This window comes from Bacteroides propionicigenes (assembly GCF_018390535.1).
Classification (GTDB): Bacteria; Bacteroidota; Bacteroidia; order Bacteroidales; family Bacteroidaceae; genus Bacteroides; species Bacteroides propionicigenes.
This window is the reverse complement of record NZ_JAHBBW010000015.1, coordinates 25,849-41,163: the sequence shown is the minus strand read 5'-3', so window position 1 is coordinate 41,163 and position 15,315 is coordinate 25,849. Positions and strand designations below refer to the sequence as shown.

Genomic DNA, 15,315 nt, shown 5'->3' with positions numbered 1-15,315 from the left:
TTCTCCGTTTAGGATATTTTATGTCACTTCCCGGCAGTTAGAACTCTGCATTACGCGGAGTACGCGGGAAGGGTATCACGTCACGAATATTAGTCATGCCGGTTACAAACAGCAACAGACGCTCAAAGCCCAGCCCAAAACCGGAGTGCGGACACGTACCGAATTTACGGGTATCGAGATACCACCACATATCCTTCATCGGGATATGCAGTTCATCAATGCGGTTCATCAGTTTGGTATAGTCGGCCTCACGCTCGGAACCGCCGATTATCTCGCCAATCTTCGGGAAGAGCACATCCATGGCGCGTACCGTCTTGCCATCTTCATTCTGTTTCATGTAGAACGCCTTGATTTCTTTCGGATAATCCGTCAGGATAACCGGACGCTTGAAGTGTTCTTCCACCAAATAACGTTCGTGTTCGGAAGCCAAGTCAACGCCCCAGTATACGGGGAACTCGAACTTATGCCCCTTTGCAACGGCTTCTTCCAGAATTTTGATACCTTCCGTATAAGGCAGACGAACGAAGTCTTCTTTCAAGACACCTTGCAGACGCTCTACCAAGCCCTTATCAAACATATCGTTCAAGAACTTCACATCATCGGCGCAGTTATCCAAAGCCCACTGCACACAGAACTTGATGAATTCTTCCGCCAAGTCCATATTGTCGGTAATGTCATTGAATGCAACTTCCGGCTCAACCATCCAGAACTCTGCCAAGTGACGGGGAGTATTGGAATTCTCGGCGCGAAACGTAGGACCGAATGTATAGATAGCACCCAATGCCGTAGCGGCAAGCTCACCCTCCAACTGACCGGAAACCGTCAGACTCGCCTGTTTGCCAAAGAAGTCGTCATCGTAGATAATGGAACCGTTTTCGTCTTTCTTCAAATCATACAGATTCATCGTAGTAACCTGGAACATTTGCCCGGCACCTTCGCAGTCAGAGCCCGTAATGATAGGCGTATGGAAGTAGAAGAACCCTTTCTTATGGAAGAATTCATGAATGGCAATAGCCATATTGTGACGAATGCGGAACACAGCGCCGAATGTATTCGTACGCGGACGCAGATGGGCTATCTCACGAAGGAACTCCATAGAGTGCCCTTTTTTCTGCAAAGGATATGTATTATCGCAAGTTCCCAACACTTCGATTTCACGAGCTTGGATTTCAGCTTTCTGACCGGAGCCTACCGATTCAGTCAGCACGCCGTTCACGCTCAAACAAGCGCCTGTGGTAATATCTTTCAGCATCTCTTCATCGAAGTTTGCCAAATCTACCACAATCTGCACATTATTTATTGTAGAACCGTCGTTCAGCGCGATAAAATTAACTTGCTTACTACCTCTGCGGGTGCGAACCCAGCCTTTCACGTTGACCATAGCGCCAAAGTCTTCACGCTTCAACAGGTCAACAATCTTTGTTCTACTAATCTTTTCCATAAAACAGTTATTATACCTTATTATATATATTATTCGAAAGAGCCCATGCGCAGGAAGTTCACCTCTTGCTCTGTGAGGTAACGCCATTCGCCGCGGCGCAAGCCTTTCTTGGTTAAGCCGGCAAAGAATACACGGTCCAGCTTCACAACCTTATATCCCAGCGATTCGAAAATACGACGCACGATACGGTTCTTGCCGGAGTGAATTTCTATACCCACTTCATCTTTCTTGAAATCATCAGTATAGCTGATAGCATCTGCATGGATTTCACCGTCATCCAACTGAATACCGGCTGCAATCTGTTCCATATCGGCTTTAGTCAGATTCTTATCCAAGTGCACATGATATATTTTCTTTTTCAGATACTTGGGATGAGTCAGCTTGGAAGCCAAGTCGCCATCATTTGTCAGCAACAGCACACCCGTAGTATTACGGTCCAGACGACCTACCGGATAGATACGTTCATCACAAGCGCCCTTCACCAAATCCATTACAGTACGGCGTGCCTGCGGGTCATCGGAAGTTGTCACCGTATCTTTCGGCTTATTCAACAGGACATATATCTTACGTTCGATGCTGACCGCCTGGTCGTGGAACTTCACTTCGTCTCCACGCTTAATCTTAGTACCCAGTTCAGTAACCACCACTCCGTTTACAGACACCACTCCGGCTGTAATAAATTCATCCGCCTCACGACGCGAGCATACACCTGCATTAGCAAGGAACTTATTCAGACGAATCGGGTCGTTCGGGTCAACAAACTGTTCCTTATATTCTATCTGTTTCTTCTTGCTATATTTGGCATTGGGGTCGTAGTCTCCCGTACGGCGAATGGGACGGCTATAGCTGTCTCTGTTCCCATAAGAGCGTTGCGGACGGTCGCCGCCTTCACTGTTGTAGCGAGGACGGTAAGGACGGTCGCCACCGGCATTATTGCCATAAGAACGCTGCGGACGGTCGCCACCTTCGCTATTGTAGCGAGGACGGTAAGGACGGTCGCCACCGGCATTGTTGCCATAAGAGCGTTGCGGACGGTCGCCGCCTTCGCTGTTGTAGCGAGGACGATAAGGACGGTCACCACCTTCACTGTTGTAGCGAGGACGGTAAGGACGGTCGCCACCGGCATTATTGCCATAAGAACGATCATTGTTGCCATAAGAGCGTTGTGGACGGTCGCCACCTTCGCTGTTGTAGCGAGGACGATAAGGACGGTCGCCACCGGCATTGTTGCCATAAGAGCGATCGTTGTTGCCATAAGAACGCTGCGGACGGTCGCCATTCTCCGCATTCGGGTTAAAGCGAGGACGATAAGGGCGGTCACTACTGTAAGAACGTTGCGGACGATCGCCATTTTCACTATTAAATCTCGGACGATAAGGGCGGTCGCCATTTTCACGGTTGTAAGACGGGCGGTTATAACCTCCCTCTCTGTTAAATTGGTTACCATCACGGCCGGCGCCTGAGTTCTCCTCTGAGGAAGAAGCATCACGCCAAGTTTCATTTTCTGTACTCATTGTTTTATTCGAATAAAATTAAACCTACTGGCCTCACGGCCATTCTTTATCTCTAATTACCTTTCTTTTATTTCAGCTTATAAACAAATTCCGGATTAAAAAAGTTGAGAACCTCCGGACTCTCTTTTCACTTCTTAAAGCCCCGTATATGTATGGGGGGTAATTGCACGTAATTCTTTCTTAATATCTTCGCTTACATTCAATTCTTCTATGAATTCTTTGATGGAAGCCTCTGTGATAGCCTGGTTAGTACGCGTCAACGCCTTCAGCGCTTCATAAGGATGCGGATATGCCTCACGGCGCAGGATTGTCTGAATAGCCTCGGCCACAACACTCCAGCAATTATCCAAATCGCGGCAGATAGCCGGTTCGTTCAGCAACAGCTTGCGCAATCCCTTCAATGAACTCTGAATGGCAATTACAATATGCCCGAACGGAACACCCACGTTACGCAATACGGTAGAATCCGTCAAGTCGCGTTGCAGACGTGACACCGGCAGCTTCACAGCCAGATGCTCAAGAATAGCGTTTGCTATGCCCAGATTACCTTCGGCATTTTCAAAGTCAATCGGATTTACCTTATGCGGCATTGCGCTTGAACCAACCTCTCCGGCTTTAATCTTTTGTTTGAAATACTCCATAGAGATATACTGCCAGAAGTCACGGTTCATGTCAATCATCACCGTGTTGATGCGCTTCATCGCATCGAAGATGGCGGACAGATTGTCATAGTTGGAAATCTGAGTCGTATATTCTTCACGCTCCAAGCCCAACTTCTCTGCGACAAACTTATTGCCGAAGGCTTTCCAGTCATACTCCGGATAAGCCACGTGATGCGCATTGTAATTGCCCGTAGCGCCACCAAACTTAGCGGTTACCGGGCAAGCCTTCAACGCAGCCAACTGACGTTCCAAACGGTACACGAACACCATCACCTCTTTTCCCAGACGAGTGGGAGAAGCCGGCTGCCCGTGCGTCTTGGCAAGCATCGGGATATTCGCCCACTCTTCCGCATACGCACGGAGTTGAGCTATCAGTTCCTCTATTTGAGGATAATACACCTGTTCCAAAGCCTCTTTCACAGACAATGGAATAGAAGTATTGTTAATATCTTGTGAAGTCAGCCCGAAGTGGATAAATTCTTTGTAATCATCCATTCCGCCCAACTTGTCAAATTCTTCTTTCAGGAAATATTCCACAGCCTTCACGTCATGATTCGTCACGCTTTCAATATCCTTGATGCGTCCGGCATCGGCTTCGGAAAAGTTACGGTAGATGTTCCTCAATGTCTCGAACACGCCCTTGTCCACCCCTTTCAGCTGAGGTAAAGGCAGTTCACACAAGGTTATAAAATATTCCACTTCAACCTGTACACGGTATTTTATCAGTGCGAATTCTGAGAAATAGGCAGCCAAAGCATCTGTCTTGCCCCTGTATCGACCGTCAATCGGAGAGATTGCGGTAAGTAAATCAAGTTCCATACGTCGTATTTATAGATAATTATCGGGGTGCAAAATTACGGCTTTTTTCTGAGTAATAAGGTATAAAGAAGAAATAAATTACAAAAATGAAGTTACAGGACAAAAAAATAGCCTTGCGCACCACACACAAAGCTATAAAAGTACAAACAACTTAAAAGTGGGCGTTGACGGATTCGAACCGCCGACCCTCTGCTTGTAAGGCAGATGCTCTGAACCAGCTGAGCTAAACGCCCTTTTGATGAACGAAAGTGCTTGGAATTTGGTGGGCGTTGACGGATTCGAACCGCCGACCCTCTGCTTGTAAGGCAGATGCTCTGAACCAGCTGAGCTAAACGCCCTTACACTTTCGTTTCAAAAGCGATGCAAAGGTACGGTTTATTTTGAAACTACCAAAACTTTGGTCGTCTATTTTTCAAGTTTTTTTTCAAGCAATGCCAACCATTATTGAGTTTCAAGCAATTAGCCTTATCACTTTTTTGTTTCATTTTTACGGATTACCCTTGCCGGATTACCAACAGCCACAGAATCGGACGGAATATCTTTAGTCACCACACTCCCCGCACCAATAATGCAACGGTCGCCGATTGTCACCCCGGGACAAATAACAGTACCGCCGCCAATCCAGCAATCCTCACCTATCGTCACCGGATAAGCGTGCTCTTGCTCCACACGCCTCTCCAAATAATCAAACGGATGCTGGGGCGTATAAATCTGCACACAAGGTCCTATCAGCGTATATGCCCCGATAGTAATATAGCCTCCGTCCAGAAAAGTACAGTTGGAATTAATAAAAACATGCTCTCCAAGACGGATTCCGTCACCGTGGTCGCAACAAAAAGGCGGCCAGACAGTGGCAGAAGCGGGAATACCGGGTATCAGTTCTTCCAATACGCTCCGGCATTCTTCATCATAGCCGCTCATGCCGTTCAGCCTCAACAACAGTTTTTTTGCACGCTTGAATCTCTCCTGAATTTCCGGAGAAGCGGTATTCGCCAATTGCGAACTGCGCATTTTGTCTACCTCATTCATATCGTCAATCTAAATAGTTTCTTTTTTTATTTGCAGTCCCGCTATTATCCATTGCACACCCGCAACAACTCTGTCAGCTTTTCCATCCAGTCCTCATCGGGAGCCACGTGCAACCCGTGTATGCCAAGCGCTTCCGCAGCCTTGACATTCTTCAAGCTGTCATCCACAAATATCGTCTCCTCCGCCTTCATGCCGTCAGCGGCCAGCGCTTTAAGATAAATATCCGGATTGGGCTTGTAAGCCTGCATCTCATAACTGCAAAAGAGCGTATCGAAATAATCGCCTATCGGCTTGCGCTCGTCACTGAACTTATCACTGCGGGTAAAAGCCATAATAAACGGATTAGTATTACTGAGCAAACAGATGTGGTATTCCTCCCTCAGCTTCAACAGATTGCGCAGCCTGTCCACCGGAACATCACGTATAAAGCCCAACCAGCAATACTGTGCCTCCTCCCAACTGACAGACTCGCGTCCGACAGCCTCAGCCATTCTCCGGCAAAACTCGTCAGCATCAATCTTTCCCGTTTCAACGTCCAAGAAAAAACCTTTCTGCCCGTATTCTCCCATATAATCATCCGTATTCACTCCCATTGACCGGAAGCGACGATAAGCCTCCTCCGAATTCTGACGGAATATCACACCGCCCATATCAAATAATATATTCTTTATCATACGCAAATTGTCATTTAAGGAGTCCCTATCAGGCATTCCCACTCATTATACCGCAAAAATACTGATTATTCAACGGATATGAAAAGTTTTACTTCTTTTCTTTAGGCTAAGCACGGACTTGCTTTATTCATATTCGGGAGTTAAGGAATTAATATAGGATAAGGTAAGTAGCTGAGTGACTGAATGGTTGATGTCCCACCCTTTTCAATCATAGTGGGACGTTCATTCAGTCGTATAGGGAAGGTGCTTCAGTCGTATTGAGAACATACCTCGACAAGAACACCTGTTTACCTCCATACAAAAAAGAGAGAGGTGTGTCAAAATGTAAAAGTCCTATCATTCTGTCATTCAGAGGAGCTTGCGACGAAGAAGCTCCTCTCTTATGTATGCAGAGAAGAGATTCTTCACTGCGTTCAGAATGACAGAATGATAGGACTTTTACATTTTGACACAACCCCTCTCTATTACAATAACATATCAACCGGCTTATTTATATTCCTGCCAGCTCTTTATCTGAATATCTTCCATCTTCATCTCGCAGAATGCTTCAATGAAAGCGCCTGCCAGACGGGCATTTGTAATCAACGGAATGTTATGGTCGATAGCTCCGCGACGAATCTTGTAACCGTTGGTCAACTCGCGTTTGGAGTGGTTCTTCGGAATATTTACAATCAAGTCGAACTTATGCTCGGCAATCATAGTCATTACATTGTTCTCCGCATCTGCACGCTCATCGGGCCAGAACACAGCTTCGGTATTCACGCCGTGCGCGTTGAGGAACGCGGCTGTACCTGCCGTAGCGTAAATCTTATATCCTTTGGCAAAGAGCATACGGCTTGCATCCAGCAAATCCACTTTTGACTTCATTGCACCGGAAGAGAACATCACACCCTTCTCCGGACGCGGGATCTTGAAGCCGGTAGCAATCATGGAGTTCAGCAATGCTTCGGAGAAGTCGTCACCGATACAGCCCACTTCACCCGTAGAGGACATATCCACGCCCAATACCGGGTCTGCCTTGTGCAGACGGGAGAATGAGAACTGGGAAGCCTTTACGCCAATCCAGTCGATGTCGAACGCCGATTTATCCGGACGGGAGTAAGGAGCATCCAGCATAATCTTCGTGGCGGTCTCGATGAAGTTACGCTTCAGCACCTTAGATACAAACGGGAAGCTGCGTGAAGCACGCAGGTTACATTCGATAACCTTCACTTCGTTGTTGCGTGCCAAGAACTGGATGTTGAAAGGACCGGAGATATTGAGTTCCTTCGCTATCTGACGGCTGATTTTCTTGATGCGGCGTGCCGTAGCGAAGTAAATCTTCTGTGCCGGGAACACCAGCGTAGCGTCACCGGAGTGTACACCGGCAAACTCAACGTGCTCGGAGATGGCATATTCCACAACCTCACCGTTCTGAGCCACAGCATCAAACTCTATTTCCTTCGTATTCTGCAGGAACTGAGAAACCACTACCGGATATTCTTTGGAAACCTCGGCTGCCATTTTCAGGAAGTTCTCCAACTCCTCTTCATCGTAGCATACGTTCATCGCAGCACCGGAGAGCACATACGACGGACGAACCAATACAGGATAACCCACTTTCTCAACGAAGCCCTTCACGTCTTCCAGGCTGGTAAGTTCCTGCCAAGCCGGCTGGTCGATGCCGAGCTGGTCGAGCATTGCCGAGAACTTGTTACGGTTCTCTGCACGGTCAATGGAGATAGGAGAAGTACCCAACACGGGAACGGACTGGCGATGGAGTTTCATGGCCAGATTGTTGGGAATCTGCCCGCCTACGGACACGATTACGCCGCGCGGCTGTTCGAGGTCGATAACATCGAGCACACGTTCAAAAGACAGTTCGTCGAAGTACAGACGGTCGCACATATCGTAGTCGGTAGACACTGTTTCGGGGTTATAGTTAATCATGATAGATTTGTAACCCAGCTTGCGTGCAGTCTGGATGGCGTTCACCGAGCACCAGTCAAACTCTACGGAAGAGCCGATGCGGTAAGCACCCGAACCCAGCACAACCACCGATTTCTCATTCTTGTAATAGTTCACATCATAACCCTGTACGGCATACGTCATATAGAGGTAGTTCGTCAGTTCCGGATGTTCGGAAGCAATGGTATTGATGCGTTTCACAGCCGGCAGAATACCCAGTTCCTTACGACGGGCGCGTACCATAAGGTTTTCCTTCTCCATATTGCCTTCCGGGCTCAGCACGAAACGTGCAATCTGGAAATCGGAGAAACCGAGCACTTTCGCTTCGCGCAGCACGTCGGCCGGAATATCTTCCACCTTATTATATTGCGAGAGTTTATTCTTATAGTCTACGATGTTCTTCAGCTTGCCGAGGAACCAAGGGTCAATCTTCGTCAGTTCAAAGATACGGTCGATTGTGTAGCCTTTTTCCAAAGCTTGGGCGATGGCGAACACACGCAGGTCGGTGGGGTGAGACAGTTCGTGATCCAAATCATCGAATTCCACATCGTCATTGCCCACAAAGCCGTGCATACCCTGACCTATCATACGCAGACCTTTCTGGATAATCTCCTCGAAAGAGCGGCCGATAGACATGATTTCGCCCACCGACTTCATGCTTGAACCGATTTCACGAGACACACCCGCAAACTTCGTCAAGTCCCAACGAGGGATTTTACAAATCAGATAATCCAGTTGCGGAGCCTCGTAAGCGGAATTTGGAGTACCCATTTCGCCGATTTGGTCGAGCGTATAGCCCAATGCAATCTTGGCGGCAACGAAAGCGAGCGGATAACCGGTGGCTTTGGATGCCAATGCAGAAGAGCGGGACAGACGGGCGTTCACCTCAATTACGCGGTAGTCGTTGGTCTCGGCATTGAACGCGTATTGAATGTTACATTCGCCCACGATGCCGAGGTGACGGATACATTTGGTAGAAAGTTCCTGCAACATCTTCACCTGTTCGTCGGTAAGCGAGCAAGTGGGGGCAACCACGATAGACTCACCGGTATGGATGCCCAGCGGGTCGAAGTTTTCCATGCTTGCCACAGTGAAACAGTGGTCGTTGGCATCGCGGATTACCTCGAACTCTATTTCCTTCCAGCCTTTCAGGGATTCTTCCACCAATATTTGTTTGGAGAAAGTGAAAGAGCTTTCGGCCAGCTTGATGAATGCTTCCTCGTCCGGACAGATACCGCTGCCCAAGCCGCCCAAAGCGTATGCCGAGCGCACCATTACCGGGTAGCCGATTTCGCGGGCAGCCTTCAAGGCGTCTTCCATGCTTTCCACAGCGTGGCTCTTCGGAGTTTTCATGGGTATTTCATCCAGCTTCTTCACAAAGAGGTCACGGTCTTCCGTGTACATGATAGCCTCTACCGAAGTACCCAGCACACGTACGCCATATTTCTGCAAAGTTCCGTTCAGGTAAAGCTCCGTACCGCAGTTCAGTGCAGTCTGTCCGCCGAAAGCCAACAGGATGCCGTCCGGCTGTTCTTTCTTGATGATTTCTTCTACGAAATAAGGAGTTACCGGCAAGAAGTAAACTTTATCGGCAATACCTTCCGATGTCTGGATTGTAGCAATATTCGGATTTACCAATACCGAACCCACACCTTCTTCACGCAAAGCCTTCAAAGCCTGCGAACCGGAATAGTCAAACTCCCCGGCCTGACCAATCTTGAGCGCACCTGAGCCCAAGACAAGCACTTTCTTCAAATTCTTTTCCATATTCTCTTGTTGTCTATATAAGTTCATTCTTTACGTCCCGGCACAAAAAAAATGCGTTACCCGAATAAGGATTAACGCATTACCAAAGAACTAAAAATATTGTTTTCGGAAAAAGAGAAACCGTCAGCCAGCGAATGAAATTCATTCGAACGTAGGTTGTATGTACTTCTCTTTTCCTGCGGTTGCATAGTTGTCTCTAAAATTTTTGCAAAGAAACGACTTATTTACGATTTGAGCAAATTAATCAAAAGAATAAATTTCTTATTTTTCCGGGTTGCCGGAGCGGGCATTGTCCGCAAGCTCCCGAATGGCATCTTCCAAAGAGTCATCTTTGCCAAGTCCCATCGGTTGCCGCCCTTGATGTGGAGCGCATTGTCGCTAATGGTCTTGATGTCTGTTTGCGTGAAGTTTGGCAGTAGTAGGCATTTCTTGCGCTTGCAGCGGTGTTCCAATCACAGCCGCCGCAATGACTGCCAAAAAACGGAGTAATTTTTTAAATTTCATAATTTTTTTTTAATGCGCGAAAATTAGATTATATGCAATGAACTGCCAAAAAAGTGTTGTCTACAAACGGCTAAAACACAAAGAAATATGCTAAAAACGGCATTTCGGATACCAATTCGTACCATTTCCGCAACTTTCCACCTACTTTCCTCCTCTAATTTTCACAGCAATGCACTGCATTAGATGAAAATAATGGTATCTTTGCATTCCGTTACAACGGACAGAGTTTTATAAGGAAAGAATAAGAATAATAAATACAGATATGGCAAAAGAAAAAATCATCCTCACGGGCGACCGCCCCACAGGACGCCTGCACATCGGACATTATGTAGGCTCATTGAGACGAAGAGTGGAGTTGCAGAACTCCGGACTGTATGACAAGACATTCGTGTTCATCGCCGATGCGCAAGCATTAACAGACAATATGGAGAATCCGGAAAAAGTACGTCAGAACGTTATTGAGGTGGCCCTCGACTATTTGGCTTGCGGACTGGACCCGATGAAGAGCACCATCTTCATCCAGTCGCAGATACCGGAACTGTGCGAACTGACTTTCTACTATATGGACCTTGTCACCGTATCGCGCCTGCAACGCAACCCGACGGTAAAGACGGAAATCCAGATGCGTAACTTTGAAACAAGCATTCCGGTAGGTTTCTTCACCTACCCCATCAGCCAGGCTGCGGACATTACAGCGTTCCGCGCCACTACCGTTCCCGTCGGCGAAGACCAGGAACCGATGATTGAACAGACCCGTGAAATCGTACGCCGCTTCAACTTCATCTACGGCGACACACTGGTAGAGCCGGAAATCCTCCTGCCGGACAATGCAGCCTGCCTGCGTCTGCCGGGAACGGACGGAAAAGCCAAGATGAGTAAGTCTTTGGGCAACTGTATCTACCTTTCCGATACCGCCGACGAGGTTCAGAAGAAAGTGAAGAGTATGTACACCGACCCCGACCACTTGCGTGTACAAGACCCGGGCAAGATTGAGGGCAATACCGTATTTACTTATTTGGATGCTTTCTGCCGTCCCGAACACTTTGAACGTTACCTGCCCGACTATCCTTCTTTGGAAGAATTGAAGGCTCATTATCAACGCGGCGGTTTGGGCGACATGAAAGTGAAAGGTTTCCTCAACAACATCATGCAGGAAACGTTGGAACCGATTCGCAATCGCCGCAAGGAATTCGAGAAAGATATTCCCGCCATCTACGATATGCTGAAGAAAGGCTGTGAAACGGCACGTGAAACAGCCGCAGCAACGCTGGATGATGTGCGTCGCGCCATGAAGATTAACTACTTCGATGATGCGGAACTCATTGCAGAACAGATAAAGAAATTCAGCGCGGAATAATATTCATCACAAAGCATAAGAATAAGGGCTGTACCCGTTGCCGGATACAGCCCTTGTTCTTTTCTATTTATCTGTTAGTTGGCAGATTTCACTAATACTACACGGTTCAGAATCGGTTGTCCGAACTTGTCAACACCACCGTCGGCAGAAATCGTCAAGCGGTCGGCAGAGATACCGTAATCTTTTACCAAAACATCCACTACAGCCTGTGCACGCTTCAAACTCAACTCTTTGTTGAACTCAGGAGTACCTGTTGCAGAGTCGGCATAACCGTTTACAGTGTAAGTTGCGTTCGGGAACTCTTGCATCTGTTTTGCTAGATAAGAAATGTTCATAACCTCACGAGGTGACAACTCGGCAGAACCAATCTTGAAGAATACGGTACGCGGTGCGATATTCGGATCGGTAACGACCACTTCGGTTTCGGCAACTTCTACCGGTCTGTTCTGTGCAGCGGTCAGAGCTGACTCCAACTGTTGGTTGGCGGCAGCCATCTCGGCAATCTGTTGCTGCATGGCAGACAATTCAAGAGCGGAAATCAACTGCGGCATCGGACGGTTGAACCCGCGTTTCGGGAAGTGGTAAGTCAAACCGAGAGTAGCGCTGAACACACCGTCATAACCCTTGCCGGCAACTGTTCCGTCGAATTTATCTTCAACGCCCATTGCACTAAGCTCCAGATTAATATCTATTGCATTCGAAACGCGGAAGCGATTGATAATACCGGCATTTACAGATAGAGCTTTGCGGTGAGGCTTTGTATAGTTATGAGTGATACCGGCTCCCAAATAGGGGATGATTTCATATACACGGTACTGGTTGTAACCGCCAAACAGGGCATTCAGGTTGAACATTACATCACCGTGGAAGTTCATATAATCGAAACGCTGTTTGTACGAACCGTTTTCACGTTGAGTACCCTTTACATAATCGGCAAACGGATCCATCGTGAAACCTTTTGCCTGAAGACCGCTATACTGCAAACGCAATCCCAGCCCCGGAGTAAACCATTTGCCGACAGAGATATTCATCGTAGGACTGATGCGCTTACCGAAATCGCCCAATTGCTGATCATTATCTCCATACATCACCGATGCACCGCCCCCGATGGAGAAGAACCAGTTGCTCCAGAATGGATTTGTTATCACTTGGTACTTATCCTGTACCTGAATAATATCGACCTGTTCTACAACAACAGGTTTTTGCTGTGCCATAGCGGCAGAAGAAACGCCGGCCAACGCCAGCAACATTAGAATCTTTTTCATATACCTAAAATAGTTAAGTTGGTTAATTAAATTCTTTATCATTCAAACTGATTAATTAACACCGGCAAAACTAAAAGGTTCTGAAAAGAGGAAATTTTTTTTAAATTATCACTTCAGGAACAGTTTCTCAATATCTTCTTCTTTAATGGTAGAAAGAACCGTACGTCCGTCAGGCGTATAGTTGGGCGTGGAACAAGCAAACAGGCTGTCTACCAGATTGGACATTTCATCATTGCTCAGCACCTGCCCGTAAACGATAGCCGCCGCACGCGCCAAAGTCAACGCAAGGATGGTCTGGACTTCTTCCTTCACATCATTGCCTTTCTCCATAGCGGTATGCACCATACTGCGCACCAGTTCTACGGGGTTCAGTCCCTCGATGCCGGAAGGAATACCGTTGATAGCATAACTGCCCCCTCCCAAAGGGCTGAGGTCGAAACCTACCGCCGCCAAATCATCCGACAAGCTTTCCAGCACCGCCGCTTCGGAAGCCGGCAATTGGATTATCTCCGGGAACAGCACTCCCTGAGACACCCCCTGTTTCTGGCAAATCTGATTCATGTATCGGTCGAACAGCACACGTATATGCGCACGATGCTGGTCAATAAGCATCAAACCGGACTTTACGGAAGTAAGTATAAAACGTCCCTTGAACTGCAAGTGCTGCGCACCTTTCTCCATAGTAGAAGGCTCACCCGAATACAAAGGAGAAGATTGCGGGGATGCTGCAACCGGTTCTGTTACGGCGGAAGCTGCCTCCTCAAAATCAAACGGTTCTTCCTCGGCAGGTTCGTTCATCTTGCTCGCTTTCTCCAAACCGGAATACAAGCCCTCCCACTCCACACTCTGACGGGAATAGTTTCCTCCACCGCCATAGGAAGAGGCGGACGAGGTTTTAAAAGGATTGAAATCTGCATTATAGTGCACCTTAGGCGGTTCGATAGGACGGTTTTGTTCAAACGCCGGAATATCGGGCATACCCTCCGTATCGAAGTCTATGGACGGCACGGCATTGAACTTTCCAAGCGATTCTTTAACGGCAGCCGAGAGTATCTGCCAAATAGCCTGTTCATTCTCAAACTTGATTTCCGTCTTTGTAGGATGGATATTCACATCTATGTTGGCAGGGTCTACTTCAAAATAGATAAAATAGGATATTTGTTCCCCGGCGGGAATCAGCTGTTCGTAGGCATCCATAACCGCCTTATGGAAATATGGGTGACGCATATAACGCCCGTTTACGAAAAAGTACTGATGCGCACCTTTCTTCCGGGATGTTTCCGGCTTCGCAACAAAACCGGAAACTTTTATCATCGTCGTATTTACATCTACCGACAATAATTGCTGGTTCAACTTCTTACCGAATACGGCAAGAATACGTTGGCGCAACGGCATGACGGGCAGGTTGAACAGTTCGGTATCATTGCTGTACAGATAGAAAGCCACATCCGGATGCACCAAAGCAATACGCTCGAACTCGGTCAGGATGTTGCTCAATTCCGTTGAATTTGCTTTCAGAAACTTGCGGCGGGCGGGAATATTGAAGAAGAGGTTCTTTACGGAAAAGTTACTTCCCTTAGGACAAGATACGGCCTCCTGACTCTCCACCTTAGAACCGGCAATCACCAAGCGCGTGCCCAATTCCTCATTAGCCGGACGGGTTTTCAACTCCACCTCTGCCACCGCAGCAATAGATGCCAACGCCTCTCCGCGAAATCCCATTGTGCGCAAGGCAAACAAATCGGAGGCTTCGCGTATCTTGGATGTGGCATGGCGCTCAAAGGACAAGCGGGCATCAGTCTCGGACATTCCCTTTCCATCGTCAATGACCTGAATGCAGGTTTTCCCGGCATCCGTAATCAAAACATGTATTTCTCCGGCTTCTGCATCAATCGCATTTTCTACCAATTCTTTGATGACAGATGCCGGACGTTGAATCACCTCTCCGGCAGCAATCTGGTTTGCAACCGAATCGGGCAGCAAATGAATGATATCGCTCATGATAAGTATAAAGTATAAAATATAAAGTTAAGATATAGGAACTTAAATGATACCGTTGGTTATGGCATACCACAGGTATATCAGCAAAGCAATGACCACCAGTATTATCCCCAAATGAACAGGTTTACGTCCGCTTTCCTTGCGGCGCTTCAGGTGGGTGGTGCTTTCGACGAACTTTCCCCGGATATCTTCGGGCGAAAACTCCTTTTCCGGCAACATACCTAATTCGCGCTTGGCATCTTCTTCCATTTTAGCCAGCTTCTCTTTCCGTTCATTCACATAGATGTATGAATGGTGAAAACCTCGCGGCTTACGCATTGTAAACATTCCCATAG

At 47.5% G+C, this 15,315-nt stretch carries 11 protein-coding genes and 2 tRNA genes; 1 reads left to right on the top strand and 12 read right to left on the bottom strand.

Annotation, left to right across the window (positions count from 1 at the left end):
• Positions 1–37: 37 nt before the first annotated feature.
• The 9 genes from asnS to KG118_RS17585 all read right to left on the bottom strand — a co-directional run bounded on the left by asnS (position 38) and on the right by KG118_RS17585 (position 10,357).
• A complete protein-coding gene (asnS, locus tag KG118_RS15285; protein ID WP_117712223.1) occupies positions 38–1,441 on the bottom strand; it encodes an asparagine--tRNA ligase in 1,404 nt (467 codons plus the stop codon).
• Positions 1,442–1,470: 29 nt separating this feature from the next.
• Entirely contained in the window at positions 1,471–2,955 is a 1,485-nt protein-coding gene (locus KG118_RS15280; protein ID WP_117712225.1) for a pseudouridine synthase, read from the bottom strand.
• Between the two features lie 134 nt (positions 2,956–3,089).
• Positions 3,090–4,436 (bottom strand): adenylosuccinate lyase, encoded by a 1,347-nt coding sequence (gene purB / locus KG118_RS15275; RefSeq protein ID WP_117712227.1) that lies wholly within the window; start codon positions 4,434–4,436, stop codon positions 3,090–3,092.
• 158 nt (positions 4,437–4,594) lie between these two features.
• Positions 4,595–4,669: transfer RNA gene (locus KG118_RS15270), tRNA-Val, on the bottom strand.
• 27 nt (positions 4,670–4,696) lie between these two features.
• Positions 4,697–4,774, bottom strand: a tRNA-Val gene (locus KG118_RS15265).
• A gap of 130 nt (positions 4,775–4,904) precedes the next feature.
• Entirely contained in the window at positions 4,905–5,465 is a 561-nt protein-coding gene (locus KG118_RS15260; RefSeq protein WP_117712228.1) for a sugar O-acetyltransferase, read from the bottom strand.
• A gap of 44 nt (positions 5,466–5,509) precedes the next feature.
• Complete coding sequence (locus KG118_RS15255) at positions 5,510–6,139, bottom strand: HAD family hydrolase (RefSeq protein WP_117712230.1); 630 nt, start codon at positions 6,137–6,139, stop codon at positions 5,510–5,512.
• Positions 6,140–6,625: 486 nt separating this feature from the next.
• Entirely contained in the window at positions 6,626–9,853 is a 3,228-nt protein-coding gene (gene carB, locus KG118_RS15250; RefSeq protein ID WP_117712293.1) for a carbamoyl-phosphate synthase (glutamine-hydrolyzing) large subunit, read from the bottom strand.
• A 378-nt stretch (positions 9,854–10,231) separates the two neighbouring features.
• Complete coding sequence (locus KG118_RS17585; protein ID WP_262898366.1) at positions 10,232–10,357, bottom strand: hypothetical protein; 126 nt, start codon at positions 10,355–10,357, stop codon at positions 10,232–10,234.
• Between the two features lie 262 nt (positions 10,358–10,619).
• Here KG118_RS17585 and trpS point away from each other — a divergent pair, with 262 nt between their 5' ends.
• Positions 10,620–11,714 (top strand): tryptophan--tRNA ligase, encoded by a 1,095-nt coding sequence (trpS, locus tag KG118_RS15245; RefSeq protein WP_117712232.1) that lies wholly within the window; start codon positions 10,620–10,622, stop codon positions 11,712–11,714.
• Positions 11,715–11,788: 74 nt separating this feature from the next.
• On the opposite strand, the gene KG118_RS15240 is transcribed toward trpS, so the two are convergent.
• The 3 genes from KG118_RS15240 to KG118_RS15230 form a co-directional block, all read right to left on the bottom strand.
• Positions 11,789–12,979, bottom strand: a complete 1,191-nt coding sequence (locus KG118_RS15240; protein ID WP_117712295.1) for an OmpA family protein — start codon at positions 12,977–12,979, stop codon at positions 11,789–11,791.
• 108 nt (positions 12,980–13,087) lie between these two features.
• Positions 13,088–14,980 carry a DNA mismatch repair endonuclease MutL gene (gene mutL, locus KG118_RS15235; RefSeq protein WP_117712234.1) on the bottom strand — a complete coding sequence of 631 codons (1,893 nt, stop codon included), beginning with the start codon at positions 14,978–14,980 and terminating at the stop codon, positions 13,088–13,090.
• A 42-nt stretch (positions 14,981–15,022) separates the two neighbouring features.
• The gene (locus KG118_RS15230) at positions 15,023–15,313 is read right to left on the bottom strand and encodes a hypothetical protein (RefSeq protein WP_117712236.1); all 291 of its coding nucleotides are present in this window, start codon (positions 15,311–15,313) and stop codon (positions 15,023–15,025) included.
• Positions 15,314–15,315 lie beyond the last annotated feature (2 nt).

What these genes read in the sequence shown, in the direction of transcription:
- asnS (WP_117712223.1), bottom strand. Translation starts at nt 1,441, where the DNA reads ATGGAAAAGATTAGTAGAACAAAGATTGTTGACCTGTTGAAGCGTGAA.
- KG118_RS15280 (WP_117712225.1), bottom strand. Translation starts at nt 2,955, where the DNA reads ATGAGTACAGAAAATGAAACTTGGCGTGATGCTTCTTCCTCAGAGGAG.
- purB (WP_117712227.1), bottom strand. Translation starts at nt 4,436, where the DNA reads ATGGAACTTGATTTACTTACCGCAATCTCTCCGATTGACGGTCGATAC.
- KG118_RS15260 (WP_117712228.1), bottom strand. Translation starts at nt 5,465, where the DNA reads ATGAATGAGGTAGACAAAATGCGCAGTTCGCAATTGGCGAATACCGCT.
- KG118_RS15255 (WP_117712230.1), bottom strand. Translation starts at nt 6,139, where the DNA reads ATGATAAAGAATATATTATTTGATATGGGCGGTGTGATATTCCGTCAG.
- carB (WP_117712293.1), bottom strand. Translation starts at nt 9,853, where the DNA reads ATGGAAAAGAATTTGAAGAAAGTGCTTGTCTTGGGCTCAGGTGCGCTC.
- KG118_RS17585 (WP_262898366.1), bottom strand. Translation starts at nt 10,357, where the DNA reads ATGAAATTTAAAAAATTACTCCGTTTTTTGGCAGTCATTGCGGCGGCT.
- trpS (WP_117712232.1), top strand. Translation starts at nt 10,620, where the DNA reads ATGGCAAAAGAAAAAATCATCCTCACGGGCGACCGCCCCACAGGACGC.
- KG118_RS15240 (WP_117712295.1), bottom strand. Translation starts at nt 12,979, where the DNA reads ATGAAAAAGATTCTAATGTTGCTGGCGTTGGCCGGCGTTTCTTCTGCC.
- mutL (WP_117712234.1), bottom strand. Translation starts at nt 14,980, where the DNA reads ATGAGCGATATCATTCATTTGCTGCCCGATTCGGTTGCAAACCAGATT.
- KG118_RS15230 (WP_117712236.1), bottom strand. Translation starts at nt 15,313, where the DNA reads ATGGGAATGTTTACAATGCGTAAGCCGCGAGGTTTTCACCATTCATAC.